Consider the following 20039-nt stretch of genomic DNA (forward strand, 5'->3'; position numbering starts at 1 on the left):
CGCCGGCCGCCGTCAGTGCGCCCTGCATCGTCGCTACCTCGTGTTCCGATGCATGTCGAAGGGGAGCCCCTCGACGCCGTCGCGCTGGAAGGCGTTTATCGCGTCGTTCACCTCGTGGTAGCCTAAGATACCCTCCTGGATCATCCGCTCGATCAGCTCGGCGCGGAAGTCGAGGTCGTCGTAGATGTCGCGGGTGTCGGCGTACCCGAGCAGGGTCGCGATCTGCTCTTCTAACACGTAGGAGTTGTTCATCCCCTGGAAGACGATCTCGTCTTCGACGGGGTCCCAGCTGAACACCTCGCGGGTGACGACCCCCTCCATCTCCTTGGAGTACCCCTCGATCTCTTGGACGCTCGTCACGCGGCGCAGGACCTGGTCGCCCTGTTTCACGCGGTTCTGGAACAGCGCCACGTCGGCGTTGTCCATGAACGTCTCGGGGACGTTGATCGGCTCGGAGGTGAACCGCTGGATCATCGAGACGATGTCGGACGCGTGGAAGGTCAGCATAACCGGGTGACCGGTCTGGGCCGCCTGGAACGCCATGCGCCCCTCCGCGCCCCGGACCTCGCCCACGATGATGTAGTCGGGGCGCGACCGCAGCGCGGCGGCGACTAAGTCGAACATGTCGACGTCGGAGCTCCCCTCGCCGCCCCCCTCGCGGGTCAGCAGCTGCTGCCAGGTGCTGTGGGGCGGGATGACCTCCGCGGTGTCCTCCGCGGTGTATATCTTCGAGTCGTCCGGGATGTACGAGAGGATGGCGTTCAGCGTCGTCGTCTTCCCGGACGCCGTCTCCCCGACGACGAACACCGTCTGCTCGTTCTCTAAGCAGAGCCAGAGGTACGCCGCCAGCTCGGGCGAGAGCGTCCCCCAGTTGGTGATCTGGTTGATCGACAGCGGCACCTCTTCGCCCTGCCGGATCGTGAGCGAGGAGCCCTTCAGCGAGACGTCGTCGGAGTAGATGATGTTGATACGCGACCCGTCCGGCAGCGTGGAGTCGACGATGGGGTCGGAGTCGGAGAGGGGGTCGCCGATCCGCTCGCCCATGTTGCGCAGCCAGTTGTCGAACTCCTGGGGCGTCCCGAAGTCGACGGTCGTCTCCAGCATCCCGAACGTGCCGTGGTCGACGTGGCACTCCTTGGGACCGATAACGTGGATGTCCTCGTTGGCCGGGTCGCGCATCACCGGTTCGAGCGGGCCGAGACCGACGATGTCGCGGTTGAGCCGGTAGCGGATGTTCTCGTAGGTCTCCTCGGTGACCGACAGCTTCCCGAAGTTGCGGAGCTTCGAGAGCCCGCGGCGCCAGCCCGTGGCGGTGTCGTCGACGTGGGTCACCTCCTCTAACAGCTCCTCGATGAGGTCGTCGTACTCCGCCTCGTTCTCCGGCGCGCTGTGCTGGCCGCTCACGGTGAGCAGCCGGTTTTTCACCTTGTTGAGGATCTCCGCCTGGGGGCCGGACACCTCCGGCTCGATGGCGTAGTACTTCGTGTCCTGCCCGAGGTCGCCGTAGATGTGGCTGTAGATGGGGCCGCCGACCGGGTAGATGACGTTCGGTCGGGCCGACTCGTACTCGTCTTTCGGCTCCTCGATGAACTGCGGGAACTCCCCGGTGATCTGTTTGAACTCGCGGAGGTGTTCCCGGAGGTGCGGCCGCCGCATGGCCGCCTTTCGGAGCTCTTCAGACGGTTTCGCGGTGCCGTGTTCGGTCATGTCCTCACCCCGGTCGCCGTAGTGGTCGCGGTCCGCGCGCGCGGACCGGCTGTGCGTCTGCTGGTCATGTGTCAGGCGACGCTGCGGCTCTCGATGACGATTCCGGTTCCGGAACGGACCGAGAACCCGATCGTGTCGCCGACCTGTTCGCCCATGCCCGCGAACCGCTTCACGTTGATCTGCCGGCGGATATCGTTGCCGACCTCGATCATCTCCAGTTCGAGGAACACGTCGGCGATGGAGCGGAAGGGCCCGATCGCGTCGTCGTCGACCGCAGAGGGGTCGACGGTGAGCACGACGACCTTCCCCTGCGAGATGATCTCGCGGAAGAAGGAGATGATCTCCAGAGCGGCCTGCCGCTCCTCGTTCTTCCGGACGAGCGCCTCGAAGGTGGGGTCGTTCCGGAAGATGGCGTCGAACGTGTCGAGGAAGACGACGTCGGAGTTCCACATCGCCTCGGCGTTCATCAACCGCTTGAGCAGCTCCTTGCGCTCGCCGTCGCCGTCAGAGAAGGCGCCGCCGGAGTCGAAGTCGGCATGGAGGAAGAGCAGCTCCTCCTGCAAGAGCGGCTTCACCATGTCGTACTCCAGCGAGTGCATCTGGTCGATGAACCCGCGGACGGTGAGCTCCGTCGACATCATCGTCACGGAGGCGCCCTCCTGGACGAGCCCGTAGGCGAACCGCTGGGAGATGGCGCTCTTGCCCGCCCCGTAGTCGCCCTCCATGAGGACGATACTGCCGCGAGGGATACCGCCGCCGAGCTCCTTGTTGAGCCGGTCGCGGTCGCCGAGGCCGAGCGAGAGGAGGTTGTCGTGGGGCATCTCAGTTACCCCCCTCCACGCGGAACTGGAACAGCTCCTCGTCGCCGTTCACCGAGAGGAACACCCGGTGGTCGCCGTCGGCGAGGCCGCCGTTCCGTCCCTCGATAGCGTCCACGTCGATTGTGAGCCGCAACACGTCGCCGCGGCCCCACGCGTTCCCGCCGTCCGCGGAGACCAGCTCTCCGGAGGTCGCGCCCGGCCGGACGTACTCGCCGTCGAGGACGACGTCGAGGTCAGAGCCGTCCGGCGCCAACCGATACGTGCCGGTGTTCTTTATCAACAGCGTGACGTTCTCCTCGCTCGCGTTGTACACCCCCGCGCTGGAGTCCGAGATGATCGTCACGTCGGTGCGGAGCTGCTCGGTCGCGTCGAGGCCGGCGTCGTCGACGGCCGCGCTCACGCGGTCGACCCCGGTCGTGATCGTGCCGACGACGCCGGCGGCGATCACCAGGCTCGCGATGAACAGGATGAGGTGCGAGACGGGGACGCTGGCCATTTACGCGGCCACCTCCGTCACGGTCGCGGCGTCGCGGACGCCGGACTCGACGACGAGGACGACGCGCGTCCCCTCGCCGATATCCGTCGTCGTGTCGCCCTGTCCGACCCGCACGGTGAGCGTCTCGTCGCCGAGCCAGAGTTCGGTGTCGCCGTCGCCGTCGACGGTCGTATTCGCGTTCGCCCCGCCCACGTCGACGTACTCGTTACCGACGACGAGCGTCGCGTCGCCGGCGACGAGGCCGACGGAGCCCTCGTTGGTGGCGTTGACGGTGAGCGTCTCGGTGCCGGCGTCGAAGGTCGCGTTCGTCACCGAAAAGTCGGTGTTTTGCCGTTCGAGCGCGCGCTCGTTGACGCCGTGCTGGGCGTCGGAGACGCGGTCGAGCCCGTTGGCCGCCACGGGGTAGAACGTCGTGAACGCGAAGAACAGCCCCGCGACGATGATGGCCGTGGACGCGGAGACGCTAACGCCCATCTCCCCACCCTCCGTCGGCCGGATCGGCGCGGTCGGAACGGGGATTCGGGTCGTTCATCGGTCGCGTGGAGCCGTTCCGGTCGCGCCCGTCGTCGCGGTGCCCGTCGCGTCGGTCCGCGTCCGCCTCGCGCGTCGCGCCGCCGTGGTTCGCGCCGTTCGTACGTCGCTCGCGTTCGTCGGGCGCGTCCCGCCGGCCGGGTTCGTCGTGGCCGTTCCGCTTCGATCCCGGCCGATCGCTGCGGTCGTTGCGGCCGTTGCGACCGCTGCGACCTGACTCGACGCGACCGCCGCGGCGGCCGCCCCGAGGCCCGCCGACCGGGCCGCCGCCGACGAGCGAGCCGCCGGCGAGGTCGTCCCAGCGGTCTAAGAGGACGGTGTGGCTGCTGGTGCCGTTGAGCTGGGTCACGTACCGGAGGCTGCGGGTGTGGTGTTCGCGGACGAGCCGGTCGGTGCCCGGCCGGTCGACGAGGTTGCGGTCGATCGTCCCGAACCCGGAGAGGAAATCCCGGAGTCGCGCCGCGGCGTCGGGACCGATCCACTCGATCCGCTCGTAGTAGTTTATTGCGCGCACCGCGTCGGTGACGTCGCTCTCGGAGACGAGAAACTCCAGCCACTCCATCACGAGGAGGTCGCCGACGTAGTCGCCGGGGAGCTCGGTGAGGTACGGCTTGCCGCGGCCGTTCCCTCCCGAGAGGTCGTCTTTCCCGACGTACTCGAAGCCGCCGGAGGCCTCGGCGGGGTCGCCGCCGGGCCGGCGGTCGGGCGCCGGCTCCGGATCGGCACCGCCGGCCGGTTCGGGGTCGGCCGCGCCGCCCACCGGCTCGGGGTCCGCCGGCTCGTCGAAGTCGTCGAGGCCGTCGTCCCCGGCGCCGCCGAGGTCGTCGTCGCCGAAGCCGTCGTCCGCGTCGTCGAACGAGTCGGTTTCGTCGCCGGGGTCGGCGAACGAGTCGTCCCCGTCCTCGAACGGGTCGTCGTCCGCGGCGTCGTCGCCCTCCTCGGCCCAGTCGGCCTCCCCGGAGTCGTACTCCTCTTTCAGTTCGCTGAAGCTCTTTCCGTCGTCGTTCATGTCGTCTCCCTCGTCCGCCGTTTCGGTCTCGGACGCGGCGTCGTCCGTGCTGTCGTCGTCCAGTTCGTCGAACTCCTCGTCGAGGTCGTCGAACCCGTCGTCGCCGTCGAGGTCGTCGAACCCGTCGTCGCCGTCGATGTCGTCCAAGTCGTCGTCGCCCGCGTCGTCGTCCAAGTCGTCGAACCCGTCGTCTTCCGCGTCCTCGTCGAGGAGGTCGTCGTCGAAGAAGCCGTCCGCGTCGGCGTTCGCGACGTCCTCATCGAGGTCCTCCTCCTCGCCGCCGTCCTCGTCGTCGAAGATGCCGAACGACCCCTCGCCGCCGCCGGCGACGCTGTCGAAGCCGCCGGAGTCGTCGACAAACGGGTTGATGCCGCGGGTGACCATCTCGTAGATGTCGAGGAGGTTGCGAACGTCCTCCTCGATGTCGTCGACGGCGTTCGAGATCTCCTCGTTCTCCGAGCGGACCGTCGAGACGGTCGAGGAGAGCGACGCGACCTCGTTTTCGAGCTCGTCGAGCCGGTTCTCGAGCTCGTCGGTGGCCGCGCCGCCGCCGCCGCCTCCGTCGTCGAACTCGTCGTCCCACTCGTCCATTCCGTCGAAGTCGTCGAAGCCGTCGCCGCCGCCGCCGCCACCGCCACCGCCCATGCCGCCGTCCATCCCGCCGCCGCCCATCCCTCCGCCGCCCATGTCGCCGCCGAAGGGATCGTCGTCGCCGTCCATACCTCCGGAACCGTCGTCGTCGGATCCGTCGTCGTCGAGGAACCTGTCGAGGACGCTCGCACCGACGAGCCCCAGCGTGGCGACTGCCCAGGCGGCGGTTGGAGCTCCCCACACCGGTAGTTCGAGGCCCATTACCGTGTACGACCCGCAGAACGCACTTCAATTCACCCCTCAAAATATCAGCCGTGAGAAAGCACGGCACGAGGCGATATTCGGCCGCTCTCAGGTTCGAAACGCGGGACCCGCGACGCTGAAAGGTGCGAGACCGGCGACGGATCGCGCCTCAGATCGCCCGTTCGAAGCCGTCCGCGGCGCGGACGACGAGCCGGCCGTCCGGACCGAACCGGACGGTCCGACCCACTCCGTCGCCGACGTCGCTGGCGACGACGGGGACATCCGCGGCGTCGAGCACCTCGCCGACCCGCTCGACGTTCCGCGGGCCGACCGCGTCGGTGAGGTCGAGCATCTCGGCGCCGCCGGCGACCCGCGCCTTCAGGCGGCGGGGGTCGGCGCCGGCGTCGTCGAGCGCCCCGATCAGCGAGTCGATCCCGGTGTCGACGTACTTCGCTGGCCGCGAAGCGGCCGTCGTCCGCCCCTCGCCCGCGGGCAACATGGCGTGGAGGAGTCCGCGGACGCCGGCCCGCTCGTCGACGAGCGCGACCGCGACGCAGGACCCGAGCCCGCTGGTTGTCAGGACGGCGTCCTCGGTGGTGACCGCGAGTTCGCCCACGCCGACCCTGATCCGGCCGGAGCCATTGGGGACCGCGCCGCCGGTGACGGCGTCGGGCTCCGCGTCGGTGACCGCGCTCCCGTCGCTCTCCGACCGGTCCGGCGAGTCGTCCGGCTGATCGTCGGAGAGCGAGCGGGTCACGACTCGGAGAGTCGGTCGAGCGCCCGAGCCAGTTCGCGCTCGTCGGGGAGGGCGTACACGTCGCAGCGCGCCTGGATGCCCTCCGTCCGGATCGCGGTGTCGATCACGAACCCGTAGTCCTGTCGCTCGCTCAGCTTCGCGACGAGCGGGCTGATCGTCGACGCGCCGATGTCGTGGACGAACTCCGGCGGCGAGTGGGTGATCGACGTGCCGAGCACGTTCGCCCACCCGTCGATGAACCCGCTCGTCATCACGTTCCCGAGCTCGCAGAGCGCGTTCTGGGCCATGTCCCCAAGGGGCTCGTCGGGGTCCATCGGCAGCATCGCGTCCGCGACCGCCGCCGCCGAGGACTCCTCGAAGAGGATCGCGAGGTAGCCGCTCGGCTCTCCCTGAAGCTCGAACACCGTGCCCGCGTGCGGATCGGTGCCGACCTCCGCGGGCACGTCCGCGAGCGGGACGAACCGGAGCCGGCTCACGTCGACGCTCGTCTCTAATCCGGTCATCATCGCGATGTTGTCGGCGGCGTTCGCCGACCCCTGCTTCGCCAGCGACGAGAACGTCGACAGCGACTCGTACGGTACCGCCGTGCTCGTCGTGCCGCCGTCCGCCGCGCCGCCGGCCGCCGCCGCGGGCGCCGTCTTCCCGACGATGAGGTCGCGGAACGGGCCGGAGTCGGGCAGCATGTAGATGGAGAAGTCGAGGTCGGTCGTCGTCGCGTCCAAGCGGCTCTCGAAGAGGAACACGCCGTCGCCCGCGAGCGCGCCGTCCGGCAGTACCGCCGCGCCGTCGGCCTCGAAGTAGCGCGGCGGCGACATGTCGATCGCCTTCCCGAGGTAGTTCGCCCAGCCGTCGAGGAAGCCGCCGAGCGCGATGTTGCCGACCTCCGTCACCGCGCTCCGCTCCATCGACTGCCCGCCGGGTAAAAGCGAGAGCAGGGCGTCCGCGTTGACGGCGTCGAACGCGAGGACCGCCTCGCCGTCCAGCCCGCCCCGAAGGCCGACGCTCACGCCGATGGACTCCCGGCCCGCGAACAACTCCGCGAGGTCCTCACCGCTGGCGACGCTCGCGCCCGTCACCTCCACGGCGAGGTCGGTCCCGGTGAGATCCGAGAGCGCGCCGGCGGCCTGTTTCGCCCCCCGCTCCGCGAGGCGGTTACAGGCGCCGAGCGCGCGGACGTCGACGCGCATTATACCGCCGAGCCGATGGCGTCGAGCACGTTCGGCTTCTGGAACGGCTTCGTGATGTACCCCTCCGCACCGGCCTTGATCGCCGCCTTCATCTTCTCCTCCTGCCCGACGCTGGTACACATGATCACCGTCGCGTCGGGGTTCTCGTCTAAGATCTCCGTCGTCGCCTCGATCCCGTCGCGGATCGGCATCACGATGTCCATCATCACGAGGTCCGGCCCGTGTTCCTCGTACATGTTCACCGCCTCCACGCCGTTCTCCGCCTCCCCGACGATCTCGAACTCGCCTTCGAGGATCTCCCGGAGGAGGTTCCGCATGAACTCCGAGTCGTCGGCGATGAGTACCCGCGTAGCCATTGTTGTCTGGATCGGGGCACAGCGATCACTTAATCGCTCCCCCGCGGTTCTCAGCGATGAGAACAGAGCGGGACGCCGGAGGAGACCGAGCCTTACACCCAGTGTCCGAGGATGTGGATCGCGCCGACGACGACCGTGCCGACGAGCGTCTCCCGGGTGCCGATCCCGAAGGGGAGGAAGGTCGTCGGTTCGTCGGTGGGTGGGGTCTGCGAGGGCGGGTTGTTCTCGGAGCCGTTTCCGGACCCGGCGTCGTCAACCGATTCCGTCCCGTCGGTCGCGTTCGTTTCGGCCGGTTCGGTTCCGTTGTTCGGGCCGTCGCTCGTCGTGGAACTCGTGGAGTTCTCCGCGGAATCGGAGCCGTTGTCGGTCGTCGACTCTTCCCCTCCGGGGTTCGAATCGGAGACTGAACCGTTCCCGTCGGGCTCGCTCGCTTCCGACGTGCCGTTCCCGTCCGAGTCGATGCGCGTCACCGCCGGATCGTCCTCGACTATCACGGTCCCGTTGATCCGGTCCCCGTCGATCGCGAGCGTGTACGGATACGTCCCCGGTTCGAGGTCGGCGTCGACGCCGTCGAAGGTCTCGTTGCGCGGCGCGTCCGGCCCCACCGTCACATAGCGCTCCTCGACGATCTCGCCGTCGGCGACGTCGAGTGACAGCTTTCGGCGATCTTCCACCGCGCCGACGTTTCGGATCGTCGTCGACAGGGAAGACAACGACTCCTCGCGGGTCACCGTGAAGTTCGTCGTCGTGTTCGTCAGGCGCAGGCGGTGCGGGTCCGCGGCGTCGGCGGTGATGATGACCGTCCGGCTGTCGCGCAGCCCGGAGTCGTCGCGGAGCTCAAACAGGACACGGTCCCCGGGCGGTGCGCCAGAGAGACCGAGGTCGGCGCTGAAGTTGCCGTCGTCGTCGATTGAGACCGTCGATTCGGACAGCTGCGGTCTATCGCCCCCGTCGTACGTGAACTCGGCGTTCAGTTCGGTCGCCGGTAGCAGGGTCGTGGTCCCGGTGATCTCGCCGCCGTCGGCGAATAGTTCGCCGTCATCGGTGTGGTGATCGTACTCGATATACCGCTCTTGGATCGAGAACGTCGTCTCGACCGAGACGCCGGCCTCATCTGTGGCGAAGTACGGGAACTGTTCCGGTGTCGAGTCGTCCTCGACCGAGGCGGCGTCGAACGGCCCGTCGGGGTCGTCCGCGAACCGGTACCGCTCGCCCCGTTCGCCGGCCAGTTCAAACGTGACGCGGTACTCCTCGCCGGGGTCGAGCCGCTCGCCGATCGCGTTGTCGTCGCTCGTGTCGATCACGAGGTAGAACCGGCCGGCGCTCGGGTCGGCCGACGCGGCCTCGATCTCCTCGGGCGACTCGAACAGCACCGTGGCGTCTTCGAGCACCGACGCGTCGATCCGGGTCGGCTCGCGGTTTCGACCGGGGTTAGTGTGTTCGATCCGTAGGTCGATTCCCTCTTCCTCTGCGAGGAGGTCCCGCAGAACCTCGCCGCTCGCGTTCCCGCCCGCGGTGACGGGTCCGCCGCCGTCGTTCGCGACGTGCGACAGCGCTCCCCAGATCCCGGCCGCCTCGAAGCCGATCACGAGGCGGTCGCCCTTCGTGACGGCCGAGCGTTCGAGGCTGTCGCTCCGAAGCGAGCTGACGGAGTCGATCGACCCACCCGGCATCGTGGTGAACAGGTCGACCTCCTCGCCGAGGTACCGCTCCGACTCGACCACGAGGACGTTCGACCGCGCCGCAGAGGCCGCCGGGGAGACGACCCCGTCGCCCGTGACGGTGAAGGTCGGGTCCTCGACGGCCGCGAGCCGGTACCGTTCCGGGGCAAGCGGTCGGGACAGCCCCCCGGCACCGGTCGCGGTAGAGAGGTCCGAGAGGCCGCCGAAGTTGTCGCCGTTCTCGTCGTTGAAGCTGAGACCCGGGCAGGAGCTGACCGAACAGCTGGTCGCCTCCCCATCGCCCGAGACGGAGACGTACTCCGCTCCCGTCCCCGCGACGCGGGTGTTGAGCGTCACGTCCATCCGGCTACCGCCGGCAGGATTCAGTCTGATCACGTCGGTGAACCCTACCGACGTCCCGGAGTCGCTCAGGCGGTTCCCGCCGACGAGGAGGTAGGTCTCCCCCTCGACGAGGACGGTGAACTCGACGGGGGCGCCGGCGGTCGTCTCGTATATTTCCCGGCTGAAGGAGGCGTTCGCCTGCGCCGGCGCACCCCCGAGGGCGTCCGCGTCGATCGCCGCCGAAGTCGCGCCGCGATCGAGGCCCGACGCGTCGCTCGCGGTCGCTCCGTCCGCCGGCACGGCGCCGACCGAGGGAGCGCCAGCAACGAGCAGCGACGCGACGAGCGCGGTACAGAGAACCCATGCGACTCGGCGCGCGATTCGACGAGCTTGGCGGCGTCGGTCAGGCTGACCGGGAGCGGTCGCCGTCTCGGTCAACGGCTCGGCGGAGGGCGAGCGGGCGTTCGTCGGGGATCGCGAGAGTGTCCGTGACATCGTATGGTCAGCGCGTGGGCCGCCGGTCGGCGGCCCGCGTCGTTCGTCCTCGGCTCCGCGGGTCGACGACTAAAGCGTACTCCCCGGATTATCAACGAGGAGAAACGCAGCGCGCGCCGAACCCCCTTGGAGACGTAAATCGGAAGACTCGGGCGGGGTCACCGCCGACCCATCTCCCGAAGAATTAAGCCCGACCGGCGTACGCTTTCGATCAGAATGGCATCGTGTCCCCGCTGTGAGGCGTCGATAGACGACGAGGCCCGATACTGCGCGCAGTGTGGCGCCCCGCAGACGGAGGACGCGGCCCAGGAGTTAGACGAGTACGTCCAGCGACAGGCGGAACAGGTCGCGGGCAGTGGAGGCGGCGGCAGCGACGGGGGCGGGCCCGACGGGTTCGCGGACATGGCCGATCTCAGCGACCGCGAGCAGCTCTGGCGGCGCGGCTGTTACGTCGTCGGGTACGGAACGGTCGTCGTCGCGCTCACCCTCGTCCCGGCGGTCGGCGCCTTCCCGCTGATTCTGGCCGGAATCGCGATCCTCCCGCCGATCCGGCGGCTCACCGCCGAGCCGCTCGGGAGCTCGCTGAAACGTGAAGTGATGGTGGGGCTGTACGCGGTATTCGCGCTGATCGGCGTCGCGCTGCTGTTCCTGTTATAATTCTCCTCGGGTCAGTCGATCCGGAACCCGCCCGCGTCCTCGGCGGCGCGCACCAAGTCGCCAATGCTATCGCTCGCGGAGAGTCCCTGACTCGCCGCGAACCGTTTTATCATCACCGGCGGAATATCCACCGTCGTCTCGGAGGCCGCGAGCAGCAGGCCGATCGCCTCCGGCGTCGGCGAACTCGGGCCGGCGTTCGACGCGAACCAGGATATCAGCGTGTCGAACGTCGCCGTCACGTCGTTCGACACCATCCGCTGGCGGGTGGTGTCGCCGTTCGCGTGGAGCGTCGCGTCGATGCCGTAGTCGAAGCCGTCGCCGTCGAAGGAGGTCGCCAGCCACCGGCTCACCGCCTGCCGGTCGACCGCGTCCGCGCCGGTCGGCGGCTGGCGTCCTCCCGGACTCGATCCGGCGTCTCCCTGCCCGGCTCCGCGGGCCTGTCCTCGTCCGCCGGCACCGCCTTGCCGGTCGGTTTGTCGCCGATCGCGGTCGCCGACGCCGGGACCGGCCGCGCTCGCTCGAGGATCGTCGCCCGCGGGTCGGCGCTCGTCCGCGTTCGCTGGCTCCGCGGCGGTGAACCCGGAGGCGTCGTCCGGCGGCCGCTCCCGTCCGCCGCCTCGCGATCGACCGACATTGGGCCGGCCGTTCGTCCCGACGACGTACCGGCCCTCCTCGATCTCGACGACGTTCTCGTCGTCGGTGAAGTCGAGTTCGTCGGGGTCGGCCGGCGGCGCGTCGGGGTCGGCGGCCGGTGCGTCGCGGTCGCTCATGGTAACGCCGTGAACGCGCGAGAAAATAGGTGTTCCGGGCGGATCGGTTCCGCCGAAGCGGTTAGCGGGTGATTCGAGGCTCGTTAGAGCCGGACCGCTTCGCCGTCCTTGTTGAACAGGTCAGGTGCGCGGAGTTCGACGCTCGTCGTCGCACCGGCGGGCGAGACGATGTCGAGCGTGGCACTCTGTCCTTCCCCGAAGGGCCCCGTGTCTGCGAACGCCCCAGCGTCAGGGTTGATCAGGATCGTGTAGTCGTTCTCTTCATCAAGCACCGGTGTCGACTCGAAACTACCATCAGAGCCAACAGCGAACTCGTTGGCACCGAGTCCGTCAATACTGGCTACCTCGTTGACTATCTCAAAACTCGATCCACTACCAGAAGCCGCAACTGTCTCGGTGTCCTGAATGAGAGTGTTACCCGAGCCATCCTCGAGAGTGATCGTGACCTCCTCGCCTTCGGTCAACTGGTCATTGCTGGCTTGTAAGGTGGCGTCACCAGCTGTACCATCGAGGCCGAACTCCGTCCCACCGAGGTTTTCGACGCTATCAGTAACTTCCGCAGACTCACCTTCGGTTTCAAATCGAAGGGTTGCGGAGTCACCACTACTGATGTCGTCAATTTCAGTTTCATCAACCGTATCAACCGTGACAGAAGGAGTAATACCGTCCTCAATGGATTCACTAGTACTCAGTTGCGTGTTTCCACTTCCAGTACTGGAAACGAACACGAGATTCTCTTGCCCACCAGGACCAACAGCTTGGATCGTCGTTTCGCTCAGATCGATTTGATCGGCACCGGGTGCGCCCGAGACACTCAGACGAATCTCGCTCAGTTCGCCGTTTGCCTCACTACCAACGATACCGACCTCGCTCGTCACGTCGATCCGTTCGGAGACGAGGTCAGTACTCTCTTCGCCCGTTGCCTCCGCTTGCGTCTGGAGGAACCCGGCCGTGTTGATCAGGACGCCGGCGGCGATCGCCGCCACCAGCACCATCGCGATGAACACGATGAGCGTCCCGATCCCCACCTGACCGCGCTCCTCGGGGTTAGTGATGAATTCGAACATTGTTACAGCCTCACTGAGTCGCTAACGACGGTGCTTGGCACGCGGATCTCGGTGGTTGTCGTCGCACCGCTCGCGGTGGTGAACGTTATCGTCATCGAGTCGCCTTCCTCGAGAACGTAGGCGCTGTCACCGGCGTTGTTATCGACATCTGAACTAGTGTCGTCAAGCCCGAGCGTTACCTGCGCTCGATCACTAGTATCGGTGAAGACGACATTGTTGTCTCCTTTGAACATGTCAATACCAGTTCCATCAGAGTCTGTACTGAGCGTGAACGTTTCCTGTCCACTTTCCCCGATGAGTTCGACCGAGGTTTCACTCAAGTCGATATTGGACGCACCCGGCGACTGAGCGAGCACGAAGTCCAGTTCAACGATCTGACCGTTATCACCTACACTATCGTCGAACGTCCCGGACTGGCTCACGACTTGGAGCCGGTCGCTGACCTGCTGTGTACTCTCTTCGCCCGTTGCTTCCGCTTGCGTCTGGAGGAACCCGGCCGTGTTGATCAGGACGCCGGCGGCGATCGCCGCCACCAGCACCATCGCGATGAACACGATGAGCGTCCCGATCCCCACCTGACCGCGCTCTTCCTCGTCCAGTATGGTTTCGAACATTGGTTGTTTGCGTCGGCCCCCGGCCTGCCCGGCGGGCGTTATCGATAGCGTTGGGGATTTCCTACTTAAGATCACGTTCCCGGTTATCCGAGTTGATAAACATCTCACGTCGTGCGGTTTTCGTGTTTGTTTTAGATATATAATTACAGAATGTATCAACTATTCCGGCGTAGCGATATCAGTTCTGGATCTGGCGCGTAACGAGGCGTGCGTTCCTGACGCGGCCGAGCGTCGGGAGCCCGACGACCGAGGTGGCGGTCAGACAGTCGAGACCAACCGAAGTACCAGCGGTCAGTGGTACCGACACGTTGGAGGGTGACTTCGAAACGAGGACAATCGGGGCCGGAGGAACGGTCTCAGCGCTCGCGTTCGCGTTCGCGCGCCAGCGAGTCGGTAGATTCGGGCCGAGACCGCGATTCGGCGCGGTCCCCCTGACGGTCGGCCGCAAGGAGTCGGTCGAGGCGGCGCTCGAACTCCGCGTCGGAGAGTTCTCCCTCGACGTAGCGGTGTTTGAGTCGCTGGATCGGAGTCTGGGGCACCTCGCGGTCGGCACGTTCGTTCGGCGCGTCGCGCTCCGCGGCGATCCGGTCAGCGAGGTACCCGCCGAGCGCGCCGCTGCCGACGACGTACGCCGCGCTGAACAGCGTGAGCGCGAGGACCCCGACGGTCGCCGCGGGCGACACCGCGGCGGCGACCCAGACTGCGAAGAGGGTCACCGGCAGCGAGAGCAGCGCGACCAACGCGCCCGTCGCGGCGCCGATCTGCGGGCCGCGGGGCGTCTCCGACTCGTCGGTCCAACTCGCCACGCCGGCGCCGACCGCGGGCGCAAGCAGGCCGACGACCGGCAGGACGCTCACGAGCACCGTGACCCCGGCTCCGACGCCGGCGCGCGCGGCGAGGTCGGAGAGGCGAGCGACCGACGAGGGGCCGCCGCGGCCGTCCGCAGTCGTCATCGTCGGCGCTCCGAGCGTCGCGGCGGGTCGGTTGGTCGGCGCCGCCACGGGGCCGCCGGCGCGTTCGAACTCACGCCCTCGTCTCGACAGCCGTCTGTCATCGAGATCAATATGGGTCGAGAAATCAAAAGTGCGTCGGGGGGGACGTACGCTCAGAGGAATCGGGGTCGGCAGAGTCGACTCAAGGGCGGCTCGGGACGGTCGACTGGCCGTGATCGGCGCTACCGTTCGCGCAGGCGGGACAGCTCCGACTCGGGGATCACGAACTCCCGGGTGCCCGGCTCGTAGACGGCGAGGCTCCCGGCGACGAGCGCCATCGACGCCGCCAGCAGCCCGGTGTTGACCAAGAGCAGTGCCTCAGCGTTCCCGAATCCCGTCCGAAAGGCGGCCGCGGGCGTTCCGACCGCCGCGACGACGACGAGTCCGAAGCCGACCGCCAGGAATGCCATCGCCGTGCGGCCGGACGACCGATACGCCGCGACGGCGAACGCGACGAGCGTCGCGCTCGCGACGGCCAGCACGGTGGTCGTCATCAGGTACAACCCCTCGATGAGCTCCATACCCTCCTTGCTCGAACGCCGGTGATAAACCCACGGTGGCGGGTATCAGCGGCGATAACACGGTGTTCGGGAACGAGGACAGATATCCCGCCGTGATCCCGTCCCGCACGCCGAATCGGACCGTTTGCCGATCGGGACAATCACCGGTATTCTTATAAGCCATAAAAATCAATCTCGATAACGTGAATGGTGGGGGACGATCTGATCACCGTACTCGGTAACAAATACAACACGGACATCCTGACGGCGACGGGCGAGGCGAAGTCGGCGCAGGACCTCAGCGACCAGCTGGACGTCCCGATAGCGACGTGTTACCGGCGGATAAACGAGCTGGAGGAGGCGGACCTCCTCGAGCTACACGACCGACCGCTCTCGGACGAGCACCGGCGCGTGAAGGTGTACCGCCGGAAGGTCGACGGGGTCGAGGTCGACTTCCGCGACGGACTCACGGTCGAGGTCGAGGAGCGGTCGGCGGTGAAGAACCGCCTCGACGACGTCTGGCGCGACCTCTCCTCGCGCGAGTAGTCCGGCGCCCCGTCGACGTCAGAACGACGGCTGGTCGTCGGAGCCGCCCATCATCGAGAAGCCGCCCGCGCGCTCGTGGACGGTGATCCCGCCCTGCCCGATCTCCATCGGGAAGATGTCGGTGTCGATGTCCTGTTTCCGCATCTTCGCCACCCAGACGTAGCGGTTGACGCCGGAGTCGGTCGGCGTCTGGATGAAGTAGATGTTCCCGTCCGTGAGGAAGTTCTCCAAGCCGACCTCGGTGTCGGGGAAGACGGCGCCCTGCTCGTTGATGAGCAGGGAGGTGAGCCCGTTCGCCTTGAGGATGTCCGAGAACTTCAGCAGGTACGTGCGCTTCTCCTGTTCGGCGTCGAAGAAGAGCTGGAACATCGACAGCGAGTCGAGAACGAGGCGGTCGAACTCGCCGTCCTCGACGGTGTCGAGCAGGCGGTCGACCGCGGTCGAGAAGTCGGTCTCCCGCAGCATCTCGCGTTTGTCCAAGATGACGATGTCGCCGTCGTCGACCATCTCGTCGAACCCCTCGAAGCCGACGGACTCGGCCGCGCCGCGGATGTCGGCCTCGTCCTCCTCGAAGGAGACGTAGACGCCGCGCTCGCCGTGTTCGGAGACGCCGTGATGGAGGTACTGGATCCCGAAGATGCTCTTGCCGGTGCCCGGGTTGCCGGAGACGAGGACCGTCGACCGCTGGGTGATCCCGCCGGTGAGGATCGAGTCGAGCCCCTCGACCCCGGTGGAGACGAGTTCTGACATTCGTCTCCCCTTTGGCGACCGGAGTATATAAAAGACGGTTCAGTACATCGCGCGAACGGACGGCGACAGTTTTATCTCTCGACACGCCGCCCGTTCGTGTATGCCCGGTGAAGCGTGTCCGGTCGCTCCCGGCGGTGATCGACGGTGAGCGACCCGTCGATACTCGTCGTGGAGGACGAGCCAGACATCGCGGCGCTGTACGCCGGCTTCTTAGAGGAGCGGTACGCGGTCGACGTCGCCGAGACCGCGGCCGAGGCGATCGGCCGGGTCGACGCCGCCGTCGACGTGGTGCTCCTCGACCGTCGACTCCCGGACGGGAGCGGCGACGACGTCTTAGAGCACATCCGCGAGGAGGGGTACGACTGCCGCGTGGCGATGGTCACTGCGGTCGAGCCAGACTTCGACATCATCGATATGGGGTTCGACCTCTACCTCACCAAGCCGGTGAGCCGCACGAAGCTCCTCGCCGCCATCGACACCCTCCTGACCCGCAACGAGTACGACGACCTCGTCCAAGAGGCCGCCGCGCTCGCCAGCAAACGCGCCGTGTTGAGCTCCCAGAAGCCGGCCGCGCAGCGCGAGGGGAACGACGCATATGCCGAGCTGGTCGACCGGCTGGAGGAGTTAGACGCCGACATCGACGATCTCGGCGAGTCGCTGTCGACCGACGACTACCGCGCGATGTTCCGCGACCTCGGCGAGGCCTGATTCGAGGCCGGCCGCTCGCTGAGGCCGCTCGTAACGCTTGCTCCGGATCCCTTTTGACGCCGCCACCGCGGTGAGTGCTCCGTTGACATCGACAACGGTGGAGTATCGCCGGGTCGACGACGGCGGAGTATCGCCGGGTCGACGACGGCGGAGTGTCGCTGGGTTGAGGACGCAGTTCAAGTGACTGTGGCCTCAACGCTAATCGTGATCAACGTTACCGAGCGGCGAGAAGCGCTCCTCGCCGCGGCGGCCGGCGCGGCCGCGATCGCCGGCTCGTACCTCGTCGCGGGGTGGACCCCATCGTTCGTCGTCAGGCCGGTCGACCAGACCGTCGTCAACCTGACGCCCGGACCGATCGTGACGGCGACGATCGAGACCCTCGGCGGCGCGGGCCACCTGATCCACATCGCGCTGGCGTTCGCGATCGTCGTCGGGCTATTCGGTGCGGTCGCGTTCGCGGGACTTCGGCTCGCCACGCGCACGGATCGGCGAGCGGTCGGCGCCGCGGTCGCGGGAGGGGGGTCCTGGCTGCTCGCCGCCGGCCTGACGGGCGTCTCGACGGGGGCGCTGGGCGCGGCGCTCCCCGCGGCGGCCGTCGTCGGGATCGGGTGGCTCCCCGCGTCCGCAACCCCGTCCGGAGGCGACACCCCCGCGGTGAGGGACGCACCGGCCGTCGTCGACGCGGTGCGCCGCCGGACCCTCGGCGTCGTCGCCGGGTCGCTCGGGTTCGTCGCCGCGACCGCGGTGGGGCGGCGCGCGCTCGCGTCGGACGACGAGCCCCTTCCCGACGCCCCGCGGTCGGAGGGCGCGGCCGCGCGGCTCGAGGAGCTCGACTCGTCCGCGCTGGCGTTCGAGAGCGCCGACCTCCGGGGCATGGTGACGCCGATCGGCGAGTTCTACAACGTCGACATCGCGGAGTTCGACCCGGAGGTCACCGCGGACGAGTGGTCGCTGACGTTCACCGGCGAGACCGGCGGCGAGCGGACGATCGACTTCGACGAGCTGATCGATCGGCCCGTCGAGAACCGGGCGGTGACGCTGCGGTGCGTCGGGGAGGACCAGAACGGACGCCGCATCGGCAACGCCGTCTGGACGGGGACGCCGATCCGCCCGCTGCTGGAGTCCGTGGACCCGCGGGGCGACTGCAACTGCGCCATGCTGCGCGGCGAGGACGGCTACTACGTCCAGTTCCCGGTCGACGTCCTCGCGGACGGGTTCCTCGCGTGGGGGATGAACGGGCGGGAGCTCCCGACCAGCCACGGCCACCCGGTCCGGGTGCTGATCCCGGGCCACTGGGGCGAGACGAACGTGAAGTGGCTCTCGGAGATCGAGCTGCTGAACGTCGAGGAGGACGGCTACTGGGAGGAACGCGGCTGGGAGGGGACCGGCGAGGTGACGACAACCGCCAAGCTCTGGGACGAGGGGGTCACGGAGCTCGGCGACGGCCGGATCGAGCTCGCCGGCCACGCCTACGCCGGGACTCCCGGCGTCGAGCGCGTCGAGGTGTCGACCGACGGCGGGGACTCGTGGACCGACGCCGAACTCTCCGACCCGCTGCCCGACGCCGACGTCTGGCGGCAGTGGCGCCACGTCTTCGAGTCCGACGGGGAACACGAGGTCGTCGTCCGCGCGGTCGACGGCGCGGGGACGCTCCAGACCAGCGAGGAGTCGGGACCCGTCCCGACCGGCGCGTCGGGGTGGGTACGGCGGACGGTCGGGGAGTGAGCGGTCGGCGCGGCGACGGCGTTCAAGAGAGCTGATCGCCGACGACCCGGTCCGCCTCGGCGAGGAACGCGTCGCGCTGGTCGATCGGAATGGTCGCGCCGGCGGCCACGTCGTGCCCGCCGCCGTCGCCCCCGACGGCCTGGCTCGCTTCGCGCATCGCCGTCGAGAGGTCGAGCCCCCGTCGGACGAGGGCGTGCGAGCCGCGCGAGGACACCTTCAGCTCCTCGGCGTTCTCCTCCGCGAACGCGATCACCGGCTTCGAGCGGTCGACGGCCGGGGATCCGATCGCCATGCCGGCGACGATGCCGACGATGGTCTCGCGGATGCGCGACCCCGCGTCGAACCACTGGAGGTGGTCCTCGTGGGTGACGCCCTCGTTTTTGACCCACTGGAGCCCCTCGGAGAGGTTTCGGCGGTGGGTGCGGAGCAGCCGGCGCGCCTCCGCGAGCGCGTCGCCGCGGTCGCCGAGACACACCGCGAGGCCGACGTCGCCGCGCTCGTAGCGCGCGGTCGCGTTGAGCAGCGTGGAGAACTCGCTGACGTCGCGCAGTTCGGTTCCGGGCTCCTCGTCGACGAGCGTGTAGGAGGTGCCGGCGAGCGCCTCGATCCGTTCCGACGGGACGCCCGAGGCAACCGCGCGGCGCATCAGCGCCGACGCCAGGGTCTGCCGCTCCTCAGCGTCGAGGTCGACCCAGCGCCGCCACTCCCCGTCGCGTTTCACGTCGACGTCGAGCTCGGTGAGGAAGGATATTGCCCCCGCCTCGTCGTTCGAGATCCCCGGGATCTTCACGTCGGAGGCGTACTCCAAGAGCTTCGGGAGCGGGCGGGTTTGTCTGCCGTACAGGTCGAGGTCGGTCCGGGCCTCGAGGACGCCGGCGTCGACGCCGTCGGCGACGATCGACTCGTTGGCGCCGACGAGGCCGCCGTCGGAGTTCTGCATGTCGCCGACCGCGCCGACGACCGCCAGCGCGGCGAGGTCGCGGTTGTCGCCGTCGGGGCCCTCCAGCGCGCGGGCGAGGAGGTAGCTCGTCCCGGCGCCGGAGAGTTCGCTCGCGCCGTCGATCCCCTCCAGCAGGGGGTTGAGGTGGTACCGCGTGTCGCGGTCGGCGGGCTGGTGGTGGTCGGCGATGACGGGGACGAAGTCGCCGCGGTCCTCGTGGTCGGCGATGACGTCGAGCTGGCCGGAGCCGAAGTCGGTAAAGAGCGCGACGTCGAACTCGCGGGCGGCGAGGCCGGCGATCGAGTCGGCGTCCAGCTGCTTCTCGAAGACGACCTCGTGGTCGATCCCGGCCCGGGCGAGCGCGGTGGACGCGATCGCGGCGCTCGTGATCCCGTCGGCGTCGATATGCGAGGCGAGCAGCACCCGACCGGCCTCGCGTAGACGGTCGGCGCAGTCAGTCGCGCGGTCGGCGAGGTCGGGAACTGGGGCGGCGACTGCCATTACCACCGGTTGGCGCCCGATCGGTCATAAACGCACGCTTCGGCAGGACGGGCGCGGACCGGCGCGGCGGCGG

The 20039-nt window shown here is 68.1% G+C and carries 19 protein-coding genes and 1 pseudogene; 4 read left to right on the top strand and 16 right to left on the bottom strand.

Translation table 11 applies throughout. The annotated features are described in order from the left end of the window. Positions 1–33: 33 nt before the first annotated feature. The 9 genes from F3H13_RS09375 to F3H13_RS09415 form a co-directional block, all read right to left on the bottom strand. Positions 34–1707 carry a type II/IV secretion system ATPase subunit gene (locus F3H13_RS09375; protein WP_149798777.1) on the bottom strand — a complete coding sequence of 558 codons (1674 nt, stop codon included), beginning with the start codon at positions 1705–1707 and terminating at the stop codon, positions 34–36. A 71-nt stretch (positions 1708–1778) separates the two neighbouring features. Further along, positions 1779–2528: an ATPase domain-containing protein gene (locus F3H13_RS09380; RefSeq protein WP_053770468.1), complete on the bottom strand. Its 750-nt coding sequence runs from the start codon at positions 2526–2528 to the stop codon at positions 1779–1781. A 1-nt stretch (position 2529) separates the two neighbouring features. Continuing rightward, a complete protein-coding gene (locus F3H13_RS09385; RefSeq protein ID WP_149798778.1) occupies positions 2530–3024 on the bottom strand; it encodes a flagellar protein G in 495 nt (164 codons plus the stop codon). Beyond that, the gene (locus F3H13_RS09390; RefSeq protein ID WP_149798779.1) at positions 3025–3498 is read right to left on the bottom strand and encodes a flagellin; all 474 of its coding nucleotides are present in this window, start codon (positions 3496–3498) and stop codon (positions 3025–3027) included. Next, positions 3488–5416, bottom strand: a complete 1929-nt coding sequence (locus F3H13_RS09395; protein ID WP_149798780.1) for a FlaD/FlaE family flagellar protein — start codon at positions 5414–5416, stop codon at positions 3488–3490. Before F3H13_RS09395 ends, F3H13_RS09390 begins: the two co-directional genes overlap by 11 nt. 151 nt (positions 5417–5567) lie before the next feature. After that, positions 5568–6155, bottom strand: a complete 588-nt coding sequence (locus F3H13_RS09400; RefSeq protein WP_149798781.1) for a chemotaxis protein CheD — start codon at positions 6153–6155, stop codon at positions 5568–5570. Next, entirely contained in the window at positions 6152–7342 is a 1191-nt protein-coding gene (locus F3H13_RS09405) for a chemotaxis protein CheC (protein ID WP_149798782.1), read from the bottom strand. Before F3H13_RS09405 ends, F3H13_RS09400 begins: the two co-directional genes overlap by 4 nt. After that, the gene (gene cheY / locus F3H13_RS09410; protein WP_149798783.1) at positions 7342–7698 is read right to left on the bottom strand and encodes a chemotaxis protein CheY; all 357 of its coding nucleotides are present in this window, start codon (positions 7696–7698) and stop codon (positions 7342–7344) included. The genes F3H13_RS09405 and cheY overlap by 1 nt, the downstream gene beginning before the upstream one ends. A 92-nt stretch (positions 7699–7790) precedes the next feature. Continuing rightward, on the bottom strand, positions 7791–10001 hold the full coding sequence (locus tag F3H13_RS09415) for a BGTF surface domain-containing protein (RefSeq protein WP_149798784.1): 2211 nt from the start codon (positions 9999–10001) through the stop codon (positions 7791–7793). Between the two features lie 411 nt (positions 10002–10412). Between F3H13_RS09415 and F3H13_RS09420 the strand changes: the two genes are divergently transcribed. Continuing rightward, the gene (locus F3H13_RS09420; protein ID WP_149798785.1) at positions 10413–10853 is read left to right on the top strand and encodes a zinc ribbon domain-containing protein; all 441 of its coding nucleotides are present in this window, start codon (positions 10413–10415) and stop codon (positions 10851–10853) included. An 11-nt stretch (positions 10854–10864) separates the two neighbouring features. Here the strand turns inward: F3H13_RS09420 and F3H13_RS09425 are convergent, their stop codons facing one another. The 5 genes and pseudogenes from F3H13_RS09425 to F3H13_RS09445 form a co-directional block, all read right to left on the bottom strand. Then, positions 10865–11623, bottom strand: a complete 759-nt coding sequence (locus tag F3H13_RS09425; RefSeq protein ID WP_149798786.1) for a DUF7500 family protein — start codon at positions 11621–11623, stop codon at positions 10865–10867. Between the two features lie 518 nt (positions 11624–12141). After that, a pseudogene (locus F3H13_RS16725) lies at positions 12142–12690 on the bottom strand (archaellin/type IV pilin N-terminal domain-containing protein); the annotation flags it as partial. A gap of 2 nt (positions 12691–12692) precedes the next feature. Then, on the bottom strand, positions 12693–13304 hold the full coding sequence (locus F3H13_RS09435; protein ID WP_149798787.1) for an archaellin/type IV pilin N-terminal domain-containing protein: 612 nt from the start codon (positions 13302–13304) through the stop codon (positions 12693–12695). A 356-nt stretch (positions 13305–13660) separates the two neighbouring features. Then, complete coding sequence (locus F3H13_RS09440) at positions 13661–14257, bottom strand: SHOCT domain-containing protein (protein ID WP_149798788.1); 597 nt, start codon at positions 14255–14257, stop codon at positions 13661–13663. A 221-nt stretch (positions 14258–14478) separates the two neighbouring features. Beyond that, on the bottom strand, positions 14479–14817 hold the full coding sequence (locus tag F3H13_RS09445; protein WP_149798789.1) for a hypothetical protein: 339 nt from the start codon (positions 14815–14817) through the stop codon (positions 14479–14481). Between the two features lie 186 nt (positions 14818–15003). Between F3H13_RS09445 and F3H13_RS09450 the strand changes: the two genes are divergently transcribed. Next, positions 15004–15342: a helix-turn-helix domain-containing protein gene (locus F3H13_RS09450; RefSeq protein ID WP_017343751.1), complete on the top strand. Its 339-nt coding sequence runs from the start codon at positions 15004–15006 to the stop codon at positions 15340–15342. A gap of 18 nt (positions 15343–15360) precedes the next feature. On the opposite strand, the gene F3H13_RS09455 is transcribed toward F3H13_RS09450, so the two are convergent. After that, complete coding sequence (locus F3H13_RS09455; RefSeq protein ID WP_121598121.1) at positions 15361–16092, bottom strand: RAD55 family ATPase; 732 nt, start codon at positions 16090–16092, stop codon at positions 15361–15363. A 144-nt stretch (positions 16093–16236) separates the two neighbouring features. Here F3H13_RS09455 and F3H13_RS09460 point away from each other — a divergent pair, with 144 nt between their 5' ends. Then, on the top strand, positions 16237–16800 hold the full coding sequence (locus F3H13_RS09460) for a HalX domain-containing protein (RefSeq protein WP_149798790.1): 564 nt from the start codon (positions 16237–16239) through the stop codon (positions 16798–16800). 204 nt (positions 16801–17004) lie between these two features. Continuing rightward, positions 17005–18525, top strand: coding sequence for a molybdopterin-dependent oxidoreductase (locus F3H13_RS09465; RefSeq protein ID WP_149798791.1), 1521 nt, complete (start codon positions 17005–17007; stop codon positions 18523–18525). Positions 18526–18547: 22 nt separating this feature from the next. On the opposite strand, the gene F3H13_RS09470 is transcribed toward F3H13_RS09465, so the two are convergent. After that, complete coding sequence (locus F3H13_RS09470) at positions 18548–19966, bottom strand: single-stranded-DNA-specific exonuclease RecJ (RefSeq protein ID WP_149798792.1); 1419 nt, start codon at positions 19964–19966, stop codon at positions 18548–18550. Positions 19967–20039: the final 73 nt, after the last annotated feature.

Source organism: Halorubrum xinjiangense (genome assembly GCF_900102375.1).
Classification (GTDB): Archaea; Halobacteriota; Halobacteria; order Halobacteriales; family Haloferacaceae; genus Halorubrum; species Halorubrum xinjiangense.

What these genes read in the sequence shown, in the direction of transcription:
- F3H13_RS09395 (WP_149798780.1), bottom strand. Translation starts at nt 5,416, where the DNA reads ATGGGCCTCGAACTACCGGTGTGGGGAGCTCCAACCGCCGCCTGGGCA.
- F3H13_RS09470 (WP_149798792.1), bottom strand. Translation starts at nt 19,966, where the DNA reads ATGGCAGTCGCCGCCCCAGTTCCCGACCTCGCCGACCGCGCGACTGAC.
- F3H13_RS09390 (WP_149798779.1), bottom strand. Translation starts at nt 3,498, where the DNA reads ATGGGCGTTAGCGTCTCCGCGTCCACGGCCATCATCGTCGCGGGGCTG.
- F3H13_RS09385 (WP_149798778.1), bottom strand. Translation starts at nt 3,024, where the DNA reads ATGGCCAGCGTCCCCGTCTCGCACCTCATCCTGTTCATCGCGAGCCTG.
- F3H13_RS09425 (WP_149798786.1), bottom strand. Translation starts at nt 11,623, where the DNA reads ATGAGCGACCGCGACGCACCGGCCGCCGACCCCGACGCGCCGCCGGCC.
- F3H13_RS09375 (WP_149798777.1), bottom strand. Translation starts at nt 1,707, where the DNA reads ATGACCGAACACGGCACCGCGAAACCGTCTGAAGAGCTCCGAAAGGCG.
- F3H13_RS09380 (WP_053770468.1), bottom strand. Translation starts at nt 2,528, where the DNA reads ATGCCCCACGACAACCTCCTCTCGCTCGGCCTCGGCGACCGCGACCGG.
- F3H13_RS09405 (WP_149798782.1), bottom strand. Translation starts at nt 7,342, where the DNA reads ATGCGCGTCGACGTCCGCGCGCTCGGCGCCTGTAACCGCCTCGCGGAG.
- F3H13_RS09440 (WP_149798788.1), bottom strand. Translation starts at nt 14,257, where the DNA reads ATGACGACTGCGGACGGCCGCGGCGGCCCCTCGTCGGTCGCTCGCCTC.
- F3H13_RS09455 (WP_121598121.1), bottom strand. Translation starts at nt 16,092, where the DNA reads ATGTCAGAACTCGTCTCCACCGGGGTCGAGGGGCTCGACTCGATCCTC.
- cheY (WP_149798783.1), bottom strand. Translation starts at nt 7,698, where the DNA reads ATGGCTACGCGGGTACTCATCGCCGACGACTCGGAGTTCATGCGGAAC.
- F3H13_RS09445 (WP_149798789.1), bottom strand. Translation starts at nt 14,817, where the DNA reads ATGGAGCTCATCGAGGGGTTGTACCTGATGACGACCACCGTGCTGGCC.
- F3H13_RS09450 (WP_017343751.1), top strand. Translation starts at nt 15,004, where the DNA reads ATGGTGGGGGACGATCTGATCACCGTACTCGGTAACAAATACAACACG.
- F3H13_RS09435 (WP_149798787.1), bottom strand. Translation starts at nt 13,304, where the DNA reads ATGTTCGAAACCATACTGGACGAGGAAGAGCGCGGTCAGGTGGGGATC.
- F3H13_RS09420 (WP_149798785.1), top strand. Translation starts at nt 10,413, where the DNA reads ATGGCATCGTGTCCCCGCTGTGAGGCGTCGATAGACGACGAGGCCCGA.